Below are 16,275 nucleotides of genomic sequence, written 5' to 3'. Positions count from 1 at the left end.
GACGCGATTTATGACCGCCCTCACGCTCCAGTTGAGGGCGATCATAACGGCATCAAAGCGCATCAAGATTGGCAAGCAATTCATCCGCATGCGCCAAAATCTGGCTTTGCTGCGTCTCTGACATCTTATCCCAATTTCGATACGGCATGGCTGTGCGTGGGTTACGGGCAAATTTGTCGCGATGACGCGCCATGAAATGCCAATATAGCGCGTTGAATGGACACGCCTTAGGACCAACTTTCTCTTTCACATCGTATTCACACCCAGCGCAATAGTCACTCATCCGATTGATATAGGCACCACTGGCCGCATAAGGTTTCGTCCCCACAATGCCGTTATCGGCGAACTGCGTCATTCCACGCGTATTCGGCATTTCGACCCACTCGATCGCATCAACGTAGATTGAGAGATACCAATCATCCACTTCATCTGGGTCGACGTCCGCAAGCAGACAGAAGTTTCCTGTCACCATGAGTCGCTGAATGTGATGGGCATACGCTGTCTCTAACGATTGCGTGATCGCATGCGAGAGACAACGCATTTTGGTCTTTCCATCCCAAAAAAATGCCGGCAATGTGCCTTGCGCACCAAGCGCATTTTTTTGTGCATAATCAGGCATGTTCGCCCAGTACACACCACGAACATATTCGCGCCAGCCTAAGATCTGTCGGACAAACCCTTCAATCTGAGCGAGGTTGATAGCCTCATTTTGGCGGTAATGATCAATCGCAGCTTGGATCACTTGCATGGGGTGAAGCAACTTGGCATTTAACGCAAAAGAGAGACGGCTGTGGTACAAGCTCCACTGATGAGGGCTTTGTCCTGTCATTGCATCTTGAAACTGACCAAACAATGGCAGGCAGTAGGTGCAAAAATGGTCGAGTAGCGCTTTCGCCTGCTGACGTGTCACCGGCCACATCAAGGCTGACGCCGCATGTCCGATGGTCTTAACCTGATGGCGCTCAATACGGGTGAGAATATCGCTGACATCGTTGGCAAAAATCAATGGCGCGGGAATCGCATCGAGATCCGCTTTTTTTAGCTTATTACGATTTTGCTGATCATAATTCCACTTTCCCCCCTCAGGCTGATCCCCCTCCATTAAGATATCAAACTGCCGACGCATATCGCGGTAGAAAAACTCCATTTTTCGATGCTTACCGGCGGTGAACTGGGTGGTAATCTGTGAAAAGGGTAAGAGAAAATGTTCCGTCTCAACACATTGGGATGCAACCTCATTGGGTAAACGCAATTGTTCGAGTTGCATCGAGAGCCGATACTCATCAGGACGCTGATATTCGAACTGATCGACTTGATAGTGCTCACAAAGAGCGTACAGCAATGCGGGCAAGTCTTGATAGGCTTGCGTGTCATCCAATGTGAGGTATTCGACATCATGCCCCGCCTTTTCAAGCGCATCAGCAAACTGCGCCATTGCAGCAAAAAACGCACAAACCTTTTGGACATGATGGGTCACATAGTCGGTTTCTTGTTTAAGCTCGGCAATGACATAAAGCACTCCCTGATCGTGCTGCTTAAACCATGAGTGGCTGGCATTCAGTTGATCTCCGAGAACCAAACGCAGGGTGTGATAACGAGATTGAAGCACAGGTACCTCAGTCAGTACTGGTTGGAATAATGGCTAACATACGTAGAAGATAACGTTTTCGATGACAGAAAACCTAGAGGGGCTTGAATATTCGCCGAAACGCTCTACATTGAAGCAGACGTTGTGACCACGCAGACCTTTTCATGCCAAAAGCCATCATTCAACTTTGGATTCTTGTCGGCTATTTTATGATGGCAGTGCCCGCGCATGCGATGAACGAACCCCTCAATACATTCGTGCAAGACTTACGTTTTCACGGCTATGTGGACAACTACGGCAATGTGAAACTCCGCTTTTCCCCCATCACGACCTTACCCGCAGGGTTAAAAACGCAAGGGTATTTAGATATCGAAGCCAGCGATATTTCGCGACTGCCTCGCGGACTGGATATCGGCGGTTACTTAAATGCGGCAAATACGCCGCTGACACGGCTACCGCGGCTCAAAGTCGGTGGCTATATCAACCTCACCAATACCGCTGTAACCGCATTACCACCAAACCTCGTCGTGCGTGGCGACCTCAGTCTGGTCAATACGCCTCTCACCACCTTGCCAAGACGCTTGTACGTTGAGGGCAACCTTTATCTTACTAACTCGCCAATTAGCGCATTACCCGACGATATTTACGTGGGGGGCAATGTATACATTCGCGGCACGAACATTTCGTCTGTGGACCCCAAATTACGCATTCAAGGCCGAGTACTCCCACCTCCAAATCAATGAATTGAATCACAAGGACTGATCGAAATAGCAAGACTATCGTATCGATAGCTGAGCCTTTTTAAACTTACAGTCAAAGATATTCCTTATGATTATTATTCATCACCTTGAACAATCGCGTTCTCAGCGTATTGTTTGGTTGCTTGAGGCACTGGGTGTGCCATATCAAATCAAGACCTACTCGCGTGACCCCAACACCAAGTTGGCGCCTCCCGAACTCAAGCGCGTTCACCCTCTGGGCAAAGCACCTGTAATTGAAGATGAAGGGACGGTCATTGCAGAGTCGGGCGCGATTATTGAGTACATTTTAGAAAAGTATGCTGACGGGCGCTTAGCGCCACAAACACCAGAGCAGAAAGGTCACTATCGATACTGGATGCACTATGCCGAAGGGTCTTTAATGCCAATACTGGTCATGTCCTTGATTTTCAGCAAAATCCCAGAAGCACCGATGCCCTTTTTTGTACGCCCCTTGGCGAAAAAGCTGATGAAAGGCGTCACCGACCAGTTTATTGCCCCCCAACTGCGAGACCACCTTGCCATGATCGAACACCACTTAGCGACACATGATTGGCTGTGTGGTGACACACTCACAGCAGCAGATATCCAAATGAGTTTCCCATTAATCGCAATGCGTCCTCGCCTAGACCCTCAGCAACACCGTCACATTGTTGCGTATCTTGAGCGCATTGAACAACAGCCTGGCTATCAAAGCGCACTGTGTGTCGTGGGGCCGCTAAAAACGCTTTAAGCCCGCTAATGCGGGCTCAATCTTAATAAAAATTATGGTTTACGCAGGTTGGGTTTGACGAGCCTGAACGACCCAGCGTTGATAACCTGATGATGATTTTAGTTGCTGGTACCATTGCGACACGTGCGGCGGCAGGGTCATTGATGGCGCCACGGCAAGAGAGTGGACCACAGTGCCAATTGCAATATCGGCGAGCGTCATCATGTCAGAAATTAAATAGCGACGCTCGGCAAGTTCATTGTCCAGCTTCTCTAAATCTTGGCGGCACTGCTCAAGGGCCGCTTCTCTCACTTTTAGATCGCTCGATGATTCCAAGCAAGCGGTTTTAACCGCAGGCTGAAACGAAGAGAGGCACCAATCCATCCAACGCTCATAGCGCGAGCGTTGGAACGCGCAATCTGGGTACCACATTTTATTGCCATAGCAGGCAACCAAATAGCGCAAAATGGTGTGCGATTCCCACACACTGTTCGGGCCATCTTCTAGTACCGGCACCTGACGCATTGGACATTTTTGTGCCAGTGCATCAGCGTCTTGGGCGTTATGATGAATATCAACCTCATCCAATTCGATGCTTAAATCTAACTCATCAATCAACCACATCACTTTTTGAACATTAATGGCAGAAGGGTGGCCATAAATCTTCATCATTACTCTCCTTGTTAAACGCAATACCTCACCCGACTCGACGCATTTCTTGGGCCGATGAATGTCACTTTTCATCCCACCACAACGCCAGTCGGATGGAGATCAACCGCCAAGCATGATCCCTGCTTATCAGTGATTTTACTTGAGCGTCGCACAATCCTTCTTTTTTAGCAAGTCATCGCGGGTTTAAGCCATATTACCATCAGGACTGACTTTATTTTCGACATTTATCAACATAATATGCTGAGGACCTGCGCTGCCACCATGATACAACTCGCCCGTATCGGTGAAACCTGCGCGTTGGTAACACGCAATCGCGCCCGCATTTTTGCAGTTTACGGTCAGAACGAGACGCTGCGCCCACGGGTAGCGCGGTTTGACATAATCCGCCAAGGCCATCATCGCGCGGCGACCCAGTGCGTTACCTTGGTGGTGCTGATCGATAAACACCGCACGAACTCCCATATCACCCGCATGGGCAAAGTCGTATTGCGACGCGTAACCAGTATCAAGAATAAAACCGCCCACAATCATGGTCTCTACCTCAATCAGGTGTAGGTGAGCAAATTCATTGGTCGCCGCCAAGATTTCCTCTGGGCGTCCGACAAAAGGCAGCTGCTCATGCGTGATAGAAAGAGATAAAAATGAGGCTAAGTCAGTGGGAGAAAATGGACGTAACAGCACGGAAGATCATCCTTGAGTCTATGAAAAACGGCCAATTTATCATAAAACCGCCTAGGTTGTCCGAGGGGATCATGCCGTATGAATACGCCGCGACCGGCAACCGCCATGCAGGATTAAATCGATATAAAAATAGAGGTCACGATTTCACGCTTTCCTGTCGTTGATTTGTCATCTTTTTATCACATCGCTTTTCTTCGCTTACCATTTGTGGTTAATCTATTGATTAACAAAGCTTATTAACAAATCACTCAACCAAGGAATGGAAAGATGAAATTAAAACTATTGGCCGGTTCATTGGCACTCGCATTGTGTAGCTCAGCGTTTGCAGCTCACGTTCCAGAAGGCGTGGAGCTTGCCGAGCAACAGACTCTTATTTGGGGGGTTTCTGGCGAAGTGCCTACGCTGGATCCGACCAAGTCCAGTGATACCGCCAGTAACAAAATTATCTCAGATTTGTTCGAAGGCATTACATCGCGCACGCCAAGTGGCGATATTGCACCAGGTTTAGCAAAAAACTGGGAAGTCAGTGAAGATGGGTTAACGTATACATTCCATCTACGCGAGGCGACATGGTCTGACGGTGAGCCCATTACAGCGGAAGATGTTGTCTATACACTACAACGTGCCGTMGACCCAGCAACCGCTGCACCATACGCTTGGTATTTAGGCACCGCGAACATTCTCAATGCAACCGAAATCACCGATGGACATAAGCCTGCAAGTGCATTGGGCGTGAAGGCGGTGGACGACCATACCATCGAGTTTACATTGGTGCGACGTACTCCTTATTTCCCCAATATGCTCACCCATTCTTCGACCTACCCTGTACCAAAACATGCGGTAGAGAAGTATGGAGATAACTGGACACGCCCCGAAAATATGGTCAACTCCGGCGCCTATAACTTGACCAACTGGGTAATTAATGAGCGCATCGATCTTGAGCGTAATCCCATGTACTGGAACGATAAAGAAACGGTGATTAACAACACATCGTATGTAACCTCCAGCGATGCCAACGCGGAGTATAATCGTTATCGCACCGGTGAGATCGACGTGACCTTTAGCTTCCCGCTTGAATCTTATAAGAAAATCAAGCAAGAGCGTCCCGATGAATTCCTAACCATGCCGTCACTTGCGACTTATTACTATTTATTCAACACAGAGCGCGAACCGTTTAACGACGTGCGCGTACGTAAAGCACTCGCCTATGCCATTGATCGTAATGTCGTCACCGACATTATTCTTGGTCAAGGACAGCAACCTGCGTACAGTGCAACACCACCAGCCATCAACAACTTCGAACCGCCGAAATTGGCTTGGGCGGAAATGACCCAAGAAGAGCGTTATCAAAAAGCAAAAGCACTCTTGGCCGAAGCGGGATACACTAAAGACAACCCTCTAGAGTTTGAATTGGTGTATAACACCATGGAATCCCACAAAAAACTTGCATTGACAGTAACGTCTATGTGGAAACGCCATCTACCGGTTAAAGTCAGCTTAGCTAACCAAGAGTGGAAAACCTTTTTGCAAAAGGTGCTACAAAAAGACTTTGATGTGGCTCGCGATGGATGGAATGGTGACTACAATGAGGCCTCAACTTTCCTGAGCTATTTCAGTAGTAAAGGTATGAATAAGTCCAATTGGAGCAACCCTGAATACGACAAGCTGCTTGACCAAGCACTCTCCGTTGTCGACCCAGAAAAGCGTAAAGCCTATTATCAGGAAGCGGAGCGCATTTTCGCCGAGGAGATGCCTGCCATTCCAATGTACTTTTACACGCGTAGTGTAATCAAAAGCCCTAAAGTAGGCGGCTATAATACGGAAAATCCGAACAACCTACGTTACACACGGAACCTTTATATCACTAAAAATTAATCGACCGTGATATCAAAAACGTCACGCCTTGCGCTCCCCCAACTGGACTCGAACCAGTGACATACGGATTAACAGTCCGCCGTTCTACCAACTGAACTATGGGGGAAACGTGTTTCGTAACAACGAGAAGGATGGTAGGCGATTGCAGCAAAGGGTGCAACCCCTTTTACGGTGATTTATCGCTTTTCATGTTCAAATGGCTAAAAAGACGCCAAAACAWGCGATTATCGCATACGTTTTGCATCCTGCCCCCAAAAAATGCCAAGATGGCAAACAGACCGAAAAAGGAAACGAACATTGAATCCGGACGCCTCTTCCCTGCCCCGTTTTATTGCTGGCCCCATGTTACGGCGAACCACTCAACATGAAGTCGTGGTATGGGCAGTATTATCAACGCCGCCAGACGAAGGCACATTATCCGTTTTTGATGATCAGACCCTCCTTGCCGCGATGCCACTCTCCTCGGCACAGCAATTTCGCGCAGGGAAACATGCGTGGGTGGTGCTGGCTCATCTCCGATGTGCGCACGGCTTTCCGCTCGATGCACCATTGCGTTACGACATCTTACTCGATCAAAAGCCCTTGTCTGAATGGATACCCGATTTACTCTATGAAGGTGAACGTTCACCGCACTTTGTGATCCCCTCCCAAGCGAACCATTTAGCGCATGGCTCATGTCGGCACCCGCACCATCAGTGTGATGATGCACTGGTCACACTCGACGATAAACTCGCCAATGAGGAGATGTCACAATGGCCGGACATACTCATTATGAGCGGAGATCAGATTTACGCCGATGATGTCGCCACACCAATGTTGCAGCGGATCAGAGCCTTGATTACTCGGCTGGAGCTCAAAAATGAATACTTTGACGCCGCACCGATTGCACATTGCCGAGAACTCGATACGCATCCAGATGGCTACCTCAACAGGACAAAATTGTTACCCACACAGCGCGCACGGTATGGTTCTCTGTTCGAGCGGTTAAAAGGACGTGCGCTGCCAATCTTCACCTCTCAGACAACCAGCAATCACCTGATTAGCTTTGCCGAACATTTCGCCATGTATTTACTGGTGTGGTCGCCAGAAGCGTGGCGCATCACAAATACAGCCTCAGTCGCACTCAACCGCACGTTAACGCCACAACAGCAGTCACGGTATCAGCGTGAAGAACAAGCCCTGACTCATTTTCAACACGGTCTGCCCCAAGTCAGGCGTCTGTTCGCCCATCTCGCCACCTATATGATTTTTGATGACCACGATATCACCGATGACTGGAACATCACCGTAGGCTGGGAGCAAGCAGCCTATCAACAGCCCTTTTCACGGCGCATTATTGGCAACGGCCTGTTTGCCTATTGGCTATGCCAAGGCTGGGGAAATGACCCTAAACAGTTTGATCCCTCGTTTATTACGCTTGCGACAGCTAGCCAGTTTGGTCAGTCTGGCGATGACCCGAATGATAGTGCGCACGACGCAATGATTGAGACGCTACTTCGCTTTGAGCATTGGCATTACAACGTACCGACGACCCCCTGTGTAGTGGTACTCGATACTCGAACTCGTCGGTGGCGATCGGAGTCCAGCATGAACCGCCCATCCGGCTTGATGGACTGGGAAGCTCTGATGGATTTTCAGCATGACTTGCTTAAGCATGATAGTGCGGTCATTGTCTCGGCCGCGCCTATGTTCGGGGTAAAGTTTATTGAAGTATTACAACGTATCGCAATTTGGCTCGGCAAACCTACCATTGTCGATGCTGAGAACTGGATGGCTCATCCGGGCAGTGCTAATACCTTACTGAGTATTTTCCGCCACCAGCGTACGCCAACCAACTATGTGATTTTGTCAGGTGATGTGCACTACTCATTTGCCTATGACATTCGTATTCGTTTTCGTACCAATAGCCCGCGCTTATGGCAGATTACCGCGAGCGGCTTTAAAAACAATTTCCCAGAGCCGCTGCTGAGCATTTGTGAATGGTGCGATCGTATTTTGTTCAGTCCTCGCTCACCATTTAATTGGCTAACCAAGCGAAAGCGTATGCGGATTGATAGGCGTGATCCCGACACCGCAGGCCCTAAGCGCTTGGTGAACGCCAGTGCTGTCGGGCTGGTCACCTTACAACCGGACGGTTCGCCACATACCATCAGCTTATTGACAGCTGACGGAAAAACCATCCATTTCCCCGATAAAAAAGCGGCGAAAGCCGTCGAGCCCAGCATCCCGCCACTCGACCCGAATCAAGCAGACTGAAACTGGAGAGATCGGCAAAGCGCGCCTAGCCTTAATAGCATCACAAGGTGAGAAGGAGGTGTTTATGCAAGGCGAAAATCATGCGCTTATCTTTGAGTTCCCAGAGTACCGTGAACGCATTCATGATTTGAAGGCGAACGATCCTGACTTCCAACTTGATGCCAAGCGTTATCATCAGCTCGATCATCATATTCGTGGTCTAGAAATGAAGCAGATCCCAACCAGCGACGACATTTTTACCGCGATGAAAAAGCAACGTGCACACCTTAAAGATCGCCTCTATCGTAAACTCAGCGTCCACTGATCAAGGAGGTCGTCATGCACCGGATATCGTCGACTTTTTTGTTGATGTTCGTATTGTGCACGCCGTTGAGCGCGCACGGGGTGACTATCGAGACGGAGACGGTCACTGTGAATGTCGAGGAAGTGAAAAGTGGCTTCGACCACCCATGGGGGATGGCCGAGCTACCTAATGGCGATATCCTGATCACTGAACGGAACGGCACCTTAAAACGCCTAACGCCTAATGGGCTAACGGTGAACATATTAGGAGTACCCAAAGGCGTCTATCAGCAGGGGCAAGGAGGGCTATTTGATATTGCGTTAGCGCCTGACTTCCCCGCGACCGGTACCCTATACCTTTCTTATGCTGCAGAAGATGAACGCGGCCAAGCGGGGACAGAAGTGCTCAAAGCAACGCTGTCACATGATGTTCTCATTAATAGCAAGGTCATTTTTACTGCATTACCCAAACGCGGCGGAACCCGTCACTTTGGCAGTCGCCTATTGGTGACCCAAGAGCACCTTTACATCACGCTGGGCGACCGCGGCCACCGTGACCGCGCCCAGTTTATTACCGATCATTTGGGGAGTTTAGTGCGGTTAAACCTCGATGGCAGTTTGCCGGTCGACAATCCGTTCTCTGCTCACGATGCAAAAAAGCCCGAGATTTTTAGTTACGGTCATCGTAATGTGCAAGGTATCACACTCGATAATAATGGCAGCACTGTCTGGGCGCATGAACACGGCCCTCAAGGTGGCGATGAACTCAATATCATCGAAAAAGGGGTTAACTATGGCTGGCCAATCATCACTTATGGGGTGAATTACGGATTGGGCACACAAATTGGTGAAGGCACCGCGAAAGAAGGTATGCAGCAACCTGTCTATTATTGGGATCCGTCAATTGCACCGTCAGGCATGATCATGGTGGACAGTGATCGCTTCCCGATGTGGCAAGGCAACCTACTGCTTGGATCATTAAAATTTGGTCTGTTGGTGCGCCTAACCCTCGAAGACGGTAACGTGGTGAGCGAAGAGCGGCTATTTGATGGTCAGTTCGGGCGTATCCGCGACGTCATTCAAGCCAATGATGGCAGCATTTTGCTTCTCACAGATAAACGAAACGGCAGCTTACTGAAAATGACCCCGAGCATGTAAGAAGATTAAGACCAATTCAGAGACGTTTCACCTTTATTATTGGTCACCGCTAATCGGTAATAGGTGCCATCGAAGGCAAGGTTGGTGATTAACCACGTACTGTGTGCCTTGCTGCGGTCATCAAATTGAAAGCCACACAAATAATCATCGCCGAGTAATCGATGTGAGAGAATCGAACCGTTAAGCGTGAGATCTTGATTCGGCGCTAAATGGTTTAGGCTTAGCGTCGCTTTTTTTTCTGGAGCTAATTTGGCGCCCATTGAACGGTAAGCAAATAAACATCCGCCAACCGACAAATCGCGTATCTCCACCTCAATCTTGCTCATTCCCTCTGTGGCAAGCGTCGCTGATAACGCCACTGGAAAGCGCTTGTCTTGTCGCAACGGCGTGGCTGTCGCGCCTTCACGAAGAAGCTCAATGCACACAATACTGCAGTGGCTCTCGAGCACGCCTTGCACCTTGCCACTGAATCGGACTAGCGACCCATCTGCGGCCACACCATGCAATCGCACTTGAAAGCCTGGGTTTAAATATTGCCCTTTTTGCTGCGCAGATAGAGACGGGATTTGGGTGTAGCAATAACGTTTTCCGTCTGTACCAAGCATAATGGCATTAAAGCGAAATAACCCTTTCATCGGCGTGTGCACATGCATACGCACTAGGGCTGCGCTTCCCAGCTTTAAAGCCGCTTGCGATCCCGACAGGGCGATTACATCATCTTGTTGTTCAATGGCGTTGAGCTGTTCTTGGCGTGGCATGTATGGTTCCTCGACAATCAGTCATCAAAGCAAAGGTGCAACGGCAACGCGCACAACAGCTATACGGAGGCGTACCAATAGCGTTTATAACGAGCGATATTAACCTAATGATCAAAAAATGTGTTTTTAGATTGTGATTCAGCACCTTGCGCTTCAACCAGTATAGACCTTGTATCAGACGCATGGTACGTTTTGTTTTTGACCTAACACTAGCGACTTTCAAGGACGATCTATGCGACCCCTACTCTGTGCGCTCCTACTTTCTCCATTATTTATCTCGACGCCAAGTGCTCACGCCGATGAGCCAGCCTGCGGCGATGTCACGATTGCGGATATGAATTGGAATTCAGCCACCCTGATGGCACATGTTGATCAATTTATCCTCGCTAACGGCTATGGCTGCGACGTGCGTTTGGTCCCCGGTGACACCATGCCAACAGGCGTATCGATGACAGAAAAGGGTGAGCCGGACATTGCGCCTGAGTTCTGGACCAACTCGCATAAAGCAATGCTCGATAAAGGGGTGACTGATGGGCGACTCAAATACGCCGGCAATGCATTTAGCCAAGGCGGAAATGAAGGCTTTTGGGTGCCAAAATACATGGTGGACCAACATCCAGAGCTTGCTACCATTGAAGGTATTAAGTCACATCCAGAATTATTTCCACACCCCGAAGACCCCGACAAAGCGGCGTTTATGGGCTGCCCCGCCGGATGGACTTGCCAAATTTCTGCCAAGCACCTTTTTGATGCACTTCAACTGGGTGAAGCCGGTTTTGAGATGATCGATCCCGGCTCTGCCGCTGGCCTGGCTGGAACCATTGCTCGAGCCAATGATCGTCGTGACGCGTGGTTTGGTTATTACTGGGCACCGACGCCGGTGATGGGCAAATATGAAATGGTCGAAGTGGACCTTGGCGCAGCAGTTGATCTTGAGCACTATAAAAATTGTATCACTCAAGCGGAATGCCAGACCCCAAAAGTCACTGCATTTCCCACCTCTCCCGTGCACACACTCACAACAGCGTCATTTGCGGAACAATCGCCGGTCGCCTTTCGCTACGTTCAGCAACGTGAATACGATAATAGCGTCATGAGCGAGATGCTCGCTTGGATGGATGATTATCAAGCTGATGGCGAGATCGCTGCCGATGAGTTCTTACGCCGCTATCGCGACCTTTGGCACCAATGGGTCAGTGAAGAGGCCGCCGAGCGCATCGAAGAGGCCTTAGGGGATGACGCTTAACTTGCAATACGCGAAACGGGTCTAAATAAAAAGCCGAGGGGCATATCACCTCGGCTTTTCTTTTCGCTTACAGAACACCTAATTCACGTAAACGCTCAGTCAGATAACTTTTCGCCGTATAGCGAGAAGACAGCACCACATCTGGTTTCGGATGCAAAAACAGCGGTAACGAGATCCGTGCTTTGGTTTTATCTGCGCCTTCAGGATTAATCACGCGATGGGTGGTTGAGGGGAAGTAGCCGCCCGATGCTTCTTGTAGCATATCGCCAATATTGACAATTAAGTTACCGAAGTCACACGGCACATCTAACCAACGCCCGTCTTTCGCTTTCACTTGCAAGCCCGGCTCATTCGCTGCAGGCAGGATGGTCAACAGGTTAATATCTTCGTGGGCGGCGGCACGGATAGCGCCTAGCTCTTCATCGCCTTTTAACGGCGGGTAATGTAATACGCGTAACAATGTCTGCTCACTCCCTGCAATCATGCTAGAAAGTGATTGTGAGTAGTGCTCACTGACGCTGTCCGGTGACTGACGCTCAACCCATGACAACAAGGTCTCAGCCAAGCTGGTCGCTTGTTGATAGTAAGATTGCAGGTTGTCACGGAAGGCCGAAGGACACTGCCCCCAAGGGTAGTAGTGAAAAAATTCCTTTAAATCGCGCTTCGTGTGGCCTTTCGCCGTTTCCGCAATTTTAGCGGGGAAAAAACCATCTTGGGTATCGGGCTTAAAGGTAAACGCATGTTTTTCCTCGGTGTTAAAAAAACCTTCCCATTGGTTGTAAATATCAGCCACGAGCTGCTGTTGTAGTGGGTGGTTTTTAAGCACGCCAAATCCCGTTTCGCGTAAGGATTCAACAAAGGCTTGCTCCGCATTAGGCGCTTGAAAGTCAATGGCTTGCAGTGTCATAGGGTGCCTGTAATCGTTTGCTTATTATCGTGAGGTTGCAGGATGGTTAGTTTACCAGCCAAAAGGCGCCATACAACGCCACTGTGTTTCACATCAGAAACACATTGTCACCATTTAGAAACAAACCCTGCTATAGGGTCACGTGCGCTGTCGTGTTAAACTCTGCTCTTTGATACACACAGGGAGTGAAAATGGGTGTTATTCGTTGGATCCTTGGCCGGATCATTCTCGTTGTTGAAGCGCTCACTAAGCCTAAGCCACCAAAGCTGAACGCAGATCAGCACCAAGCTATGGTCGCGTTTTCAAAGCAAGTGACCTTATATCAATTTCAAGCATGTCCATTTTGCGTCAAAGTTCGTCAAGCAAGCCGAAAACTCGGACTGCCACTAGCGGCCAAAGACGCTAAGCGCGATATGGCCGCCCGACGTGAGCTGGAACAGGGAGGCGGAAAAATTAAAGTTCCCTGTTTACGTATTCAACAGGGCGACGAAGTGCAATGGATGTATGAGTCAGATGATATTATTGCGTATCTCAACCAAGCCACGACTCCGATTACACAAACTGATTGAATGATTAATTAGACAAGATAAGGCTCGGCGTCTACATTTTATTAGACAACGAGATCAACCTTCGCTTGCCCCTTTTGCCCGCAAAGACTGACTCCATGGACTTGGGCATTAACAAATTGTCCTTGCTGACTCGCAAGGACAGTTTCTTTTTCTAACCGAGTGTGCGCTTAAGCGCTTCCCAATATCGCAAACAAGACCGCGGTCACTCCCCCCACCGCAAAGACATAAGGGAATTGCGTACGGATATGGTCGACGTGATCGTTACCCGTCGCCATCGACGCGACAATGCCTGTATCACTGATTGGTGACGTCATATCGCCAAAAATGGCCCCAGATATCGATGCGCCAATCATCAAATGCGGGTCAATGCCTGTCGCTGCACCAATCTGAATACCAATCGGGATCATGATTGCAAACGTGCCCCACGAGGTCCCAGTCGCCAATGACATAATGGCGGCAATCACAAAGACAAAAGCGGCTGATAATCCTGCAGGTAGAATGCCATCAATCACCTGAGTGATGTAGTGTCCCGTATGTAAGTCTGCCGATAAATCCCCCATTAAAAATGCCAGCGACATAATTGCCCCCAGAGGCATCATATTCGCGTATCCGGCTAACAGGTGGCGGAAAAAAGCATCTAACGACAAGACACGCGTGCCGATAAAGAAAGCCATCGCGACCGCAGTCCCTGCCATCACCGCCCAAAAAACAGCGGTCGAGCCCGATCCTGAGGCAATATCGCTATTACCCGTGATAAACAGGCCCACCGGCACCATTAAAATGGTGCTCAGTAACGGCAGAACAAAATAGCTCACTTTGCCTAGCGGCTCATCATCGCGCTGATGATCGCCAGCAATAGGAAAGGCGCCCTCACGCAGGACTTGTCCAGCTGCCGCACGTTGGTCAGCTTTCGCCATTGGCCCCCAACTCGCCCCAGTGAGCACATAAAAAAGCACCGCCAGCAAGGAGAGCCATGCCATTAAGTTGTAAGGGATGGCGTGCAATAGAATGGTGAAGGGCTCGCCTTCAACATACCCTTTGCTGACTTGCACGCCGATAATCGCCATCATCGCGGCGCCCCAACCATTGATCATCACACTGGAGCAAGTCGCAACGCAGGATGACTGGATCACATAGGCGAGCTTCTCTCGAGAAACGCGATAGTGATCGGCTAAATCACGACTCACCGTCCCCGCTGACATAATGGAAATTGAGCTTTCAATAAAAATCAGCATGGTGGTGACCATCGCGAGCAACTGCACCGTAATCGGATTTTTGACCAATTGAGCACGCTCGGTGAGCGCATGAATCACGGCCCGCGTGCCGCCTGTGACTTGGATAAGACGTATTAAGCCGCCCACCATAAAGCAGAACAAAATGGTGCGCGTGTTCCCCGCGCTGGCAAACACACCAATGTAACTATCCAGTGCCTTCGCCACGCCTGCGAATGGATTGAAATTGGCGATCACGGTATAACCCACCATCGCCCCTGCTAGTAGCGACAGAATCACCTGACGCGTGACCACAGCAAGCACAATAGTCACCAGTGGCGTCACCACCGTCCAGACGCCATAATCGGTCATGACGCCTCCTGATCGAGTGCGTGCAGAAGATCATCAATTAAGTCACGGCTATCTTCAATGCCGACTGAAAGCCGGAAGGTGGTATCGAAAACCCCCATCGCCTCGCGTTCCTCTTCACTCATGGAGCCGTGAGACATGGAGGCTGAATGGTTGATCATGCTCTCCACACCACCGAGCGATTCCGCCAAGATGAAGTAGCGTAAGCGGCTTAAAAATCGCTCGCTTTCCACCCGCGTACCTTTTAGCTGAATGGTAACCACTGCTCCCCCTGAGCGCATTTGCGTTTGACAAAGCGCATGTTGCGGGTGTGACGGTAAGCCCGGATAGAAAACCGCTTCAATGGCAGGGTGGTTTTCCAGCGCAGTCGCGACGTTTAGCGCATTATCGCATTGGCGCTGCATACGCAGATCGAGCGTTTTTAATCCGCGTAACGCGAGATAGGCATCAAATGGCGAGGCAATCGCGCCGACCGTGGTTTTCGCAAAATCGATTTTTTTCGCCAACGCTTCATCAGCGGTGACCAGCGCGCCGCCAATCATATCAGAATGCCCACCAATGTATTTGCTGGTCGACAACATCACAATATCCGCCCCTAAACGCAACGGCGTTTGGTTCCACGCAGTCGCAAAGGTGTTATCCACACAGGTTAATAACGCATGCTCGCGGGCAAACTGGCAAATAGCGGTAATATCGACAAGTTCCAACAAGGGGTTGGTTGGGGTTTCAACCCAGATCATCGCCGTGTTCGGCTTGACCGCGGCTGCCACGGCATTCAAATCGTTGAGATCAACATAATCGACACTGAGCCCATTATTGGTGGCGCGGAGTTTGTCGAACAAGCGATGCGTCCCCCCATACACACCGCGCATCGCAATAATGTGCGCGCCTGCCGGCAGCAGTTCTAAGGCCAAGGCTGTCGCTGCCATCCCCGAGGCCGTCGCGGTCGCATAACAACCTTGCTCGAGTGCTGCCAATGCACTCTCATAAGCCGAACGGGTTGGATTCGCAACCCGCGAGTAACCAAAATCGGCCTGATGGCTAAGGTCAGATTGAATGAAACTGCTGGCTGTGTAAATCGGCGGGAAAGCCGCATTGTGCCCTTTATCCGTTTGATCACCACCGTGGACAGCTAACGTGGAAAAGTGGGGTTGTTTCATACTTTCACTCACTAAAAGAATATTGGTTTAATAATTGTTTTTATTTTAGCCACTATGACGACTTATAAACAAA

The 16,275-nt window shown here is 49.7% G+C and carries 15 protein-coding genes and 1 tRNA gene; 8 read left to right on the top strand and 8 right to left on the bottom strand.

Annotation, left to right across the window (positions count from 1 at the left end):
• Window positions 1-52: 52 nt before the first annotated feature.
• A complete protein-coding gene (locus BZJ18_RS00615) occupies window positions 53-1,609 on the bottom strand; it encodes a cryptochrome/photolyase family protein (RefSeq protein ID WP_077454922.1) in 1,557 nt (518 codons plus the stop codon).
• A gap of 143 nt (window positions 1,610-1,752) precedes the next feature.
• Between BZJ18_RS00615 and BZJ18_RS00610 the strand changes: the two genes are divergently transcribed.
• Together BZJ18_RS00610 and BZJ18_RS00605 are read left to right on the top strand one after the other, a co-directional pair.
• Complete coding sequence (locus BZJ18_RS00610) at window positions 1,753-2,331, top strand: hypothetical protein (protein ID WP_241824888.1); 579 nt, start codon at window positions 1,753-1,755, stop codon at window positions 2,329-2,331.
• Between the two features lie 85 nt (window positions 2,332-2,416).
• On the top strand, window positions 2,417-3,079 hold the full coding sequence (locus tag BZJ18_RS00605) for a glutathione S-transferase family protein (protein ID WP_077454921.1): 663 nt from the start codon (window positions 2,417-2,419) through the stop codon (window positions 3,077-3,079).
• Window positions 3,080-3,118: 39 nt separating this feature from the next.
• On the opposite strand, the gene BZJ18_RS00600 is transcribed toward BZJ18_RS00605, so the two are convergent.
• Together BZJ18_RS00600 and BZJ18_RS00595 are read right to left on the bottom strand one after the other, a co-directional pair.
• Window positions 3,119-3,730, bottom strand: a complete 612-nt coding sequence (locus tag BZJ18_RS00600; RefSeq protein WP_198532144.1) for a glutathione S-transferase family protein — start codon at window positions 3,728-3,730, stop codon at window positions 3,119-3,121.
• A gap of 183 nt (window positions 3,731-3,913) precedes the next feature.
• Window positions 3,914-4,411, bottom strand: coding sequence for a GNAT family N-acetyltransferase (locus BZJ18_RS00595; RefSeq protein WP_077454919.1), 498 nt, complete (start codon window positions 4,409-4,411; stop codon window positions 3,914-3,916).
• Window positions 4,412-4,678: 267 nt separating this feature from the next.
• On the opposite strand from BZJ18_RS00595, the gene BZJ18_RS00590 reads away from it, so the two are divergent.
• Window positions 4,679-6,286, top strand: a complete 1,608-nt coding sequence (locus BZJ18_RS00590; protein WP_077454918.1) for a peptide ABC transporter substrate-binding protein — start codon at window positions 4,679-4,681, stop codon at window positions 6,284-6,286.
• A 33-nt stretch (window positions 6,287-6,319) separates the two neighbouring features.
• Here the strand turns inward: BZJ18_RS00590 and BZJ18_RS00585 are convergent.
• Window positions 6,320-6,392 (bottom strand) — tRNA-Asn (locus BZJ18_RS00585).
• Window positions 6,393-6,628: 236 nt separating this feature from the next.
• Here BZJ18_RS00585 and BZJ18_RS00580 point away from each other — a divergent pair.
• The 3 genes from BZJ18_RS00580 (at window position 6,629) to BZJ18_RS00570 (ending at window position 9,982) form a co-directional block, all read left to right on the top strand.
• Window positions 6,629-8,542: an alkaline phosphatase family protein gene (locus BZJ18_RS00580; protein WP_443216491.1), complete on the top strand. Its 1,914-nt coding sequence runs from the start codon at window positions 6,629-6,631 to the stop codon at window positions 8,540-8,542.
• Between the two features lie 64 nt (window positions 8,543-8,606).
• Window positions 8,607-8,846 (top strand): YdcH family protein, encoded by a 240-nt coding sequence (locus BZJ18_RS00575; RefSeq protein WP_069586641.1) that lies wholly within the window; start codon window positions 8,607-8,609, stop codon window positions 8,844-8,846.
• A gap of 14 nt (window positions 8,847-8,860) precedes the next feature.
• Window positions 8,861-9,982 carry a PQQ-dependent sugar dehydrogenase gene (locus BZJ18_RS00570; protein WP_077454916.1) on the top strand — a complete coding sequence of 374 codons (1,122 nt, stop codon included), beginning with the start codon at window positions 8,861-8,863 and terminating at the stop codon, window positions 9,980-9,982.
• A 5-nt stretch (window positions 9,983-9,987) separates the two neighbouring features.
• Here the strand turns inward: BZJ18_RS00570 and BZJ18_RS00565 are convergent, their stop codons facing one another.
• On the bottom strand, window positions 9,988-10,740 hold the full coding sequence (locus BZJ18_RS00565; protein WP_077454915.1) for a PilZ domain-containing protein: 753 nt from the start codon (window positions 10,738-10,740) through the stop codon (window positions 9,988-9,990).
• A gap of 232 nt (window positions 10,741-10,972) precedes the next feature.
• Here BZJ18_RS00565 and BZJ18_RS00560 point away from each other — a divergent pair, with 232 nt between their 5' ends.
• Window positions 10,973-11,986, top strand: coding sequence for a glycine betaine ABC transporter substrate-binding protein (locus tag BZJ18_RS00560; protein ID WP_077454914.1), 1,014 nt, complete (start codon window positions 10,973-10,975; stop codon window positions 11,984-11,986).
• Window positions 11,987-12,053: 67 nt separating this feature from the next.
• On the opposite strand, the gene BZJ18_RS00555 is transcribed toward BZJ18_RS00560, so the two are convergent.
• The gene (locus tag BZJ18_RS00555; protein WP_077454913.1) at window positions 12,054-12,893 is read right to left on the bottom strand and encodes an isopenicillin N synthase family dioxygenase; all 840 of its coding nucleotides are present in this window, start codon (window positions 12,891-12,893) and stop codon (window positions 12,054-12,056) included.
• Window positions 12,894-13,084: 191 nt separating this feature from the next.
• Between BZJ18_RS00555 and BZJ18_RS00550 the strand changes: the two genes are divergently transcribed.
• Entirely contained in the window at window positions 13,085-13,462 is a 378-nt protein-coding gene (locus BZJ18_RS00550; RefSeq protein WP_077454912.1) for a glutaredoxin family protein, read from the top strand.
• 167 nt (window positions 13,463-13,629) lie between these two features.
• Here BZJ18_RS00550 and BZJ18_RS00545 read toward each other — a convergent pair whose 3' ends face one another.
• Window positions 13,630-15,045, bottom strand: coding sequence for a Na+/H+ antiporter NhaC family protein (locus BZJ18_RS00545; RefSeq protein WP_077454911.1), 1,416 nt, complete (start codon window positions 15,043-15,045; stop codon window positions 13,630-13,632).
• On the bottom strand, window positions 15,042-16,202 hold the full coding sequence (locus BZJ18_RS00540) for a trans-sulfuration enzyme family protein (protein ID WP_077454910.1): 1,161 nt from the start codon (window positions 16,200-16,202) through the stop codon (window positions 15,042-15,044). The genes BZJ18_RS00545 and BZJ18_RS00540 overlap by 4 nt, the downstream gene beginning before the upstream one ends.
• Between the last annotated feature and the right edge of the window lie 73 nt (window positions 16,203-16,275).

The organism is Salinivibrio sp. IB872, assembly GCF_001995345.1.
In the GTDB taxonomy this organism is placed as follows: domain Bacteria; phylum Pseudomonadota; class Gammaproteobacteria; order Enterobacterales; family Vibrionaceae; genus Salinivibrio; species Salinivibrio proteolyticus.
The sequence above is the reverse complement of the archived record's forward strand: the minus strand, read 5'-3'. Positions and strand labels throughout refer to the sequence as shown.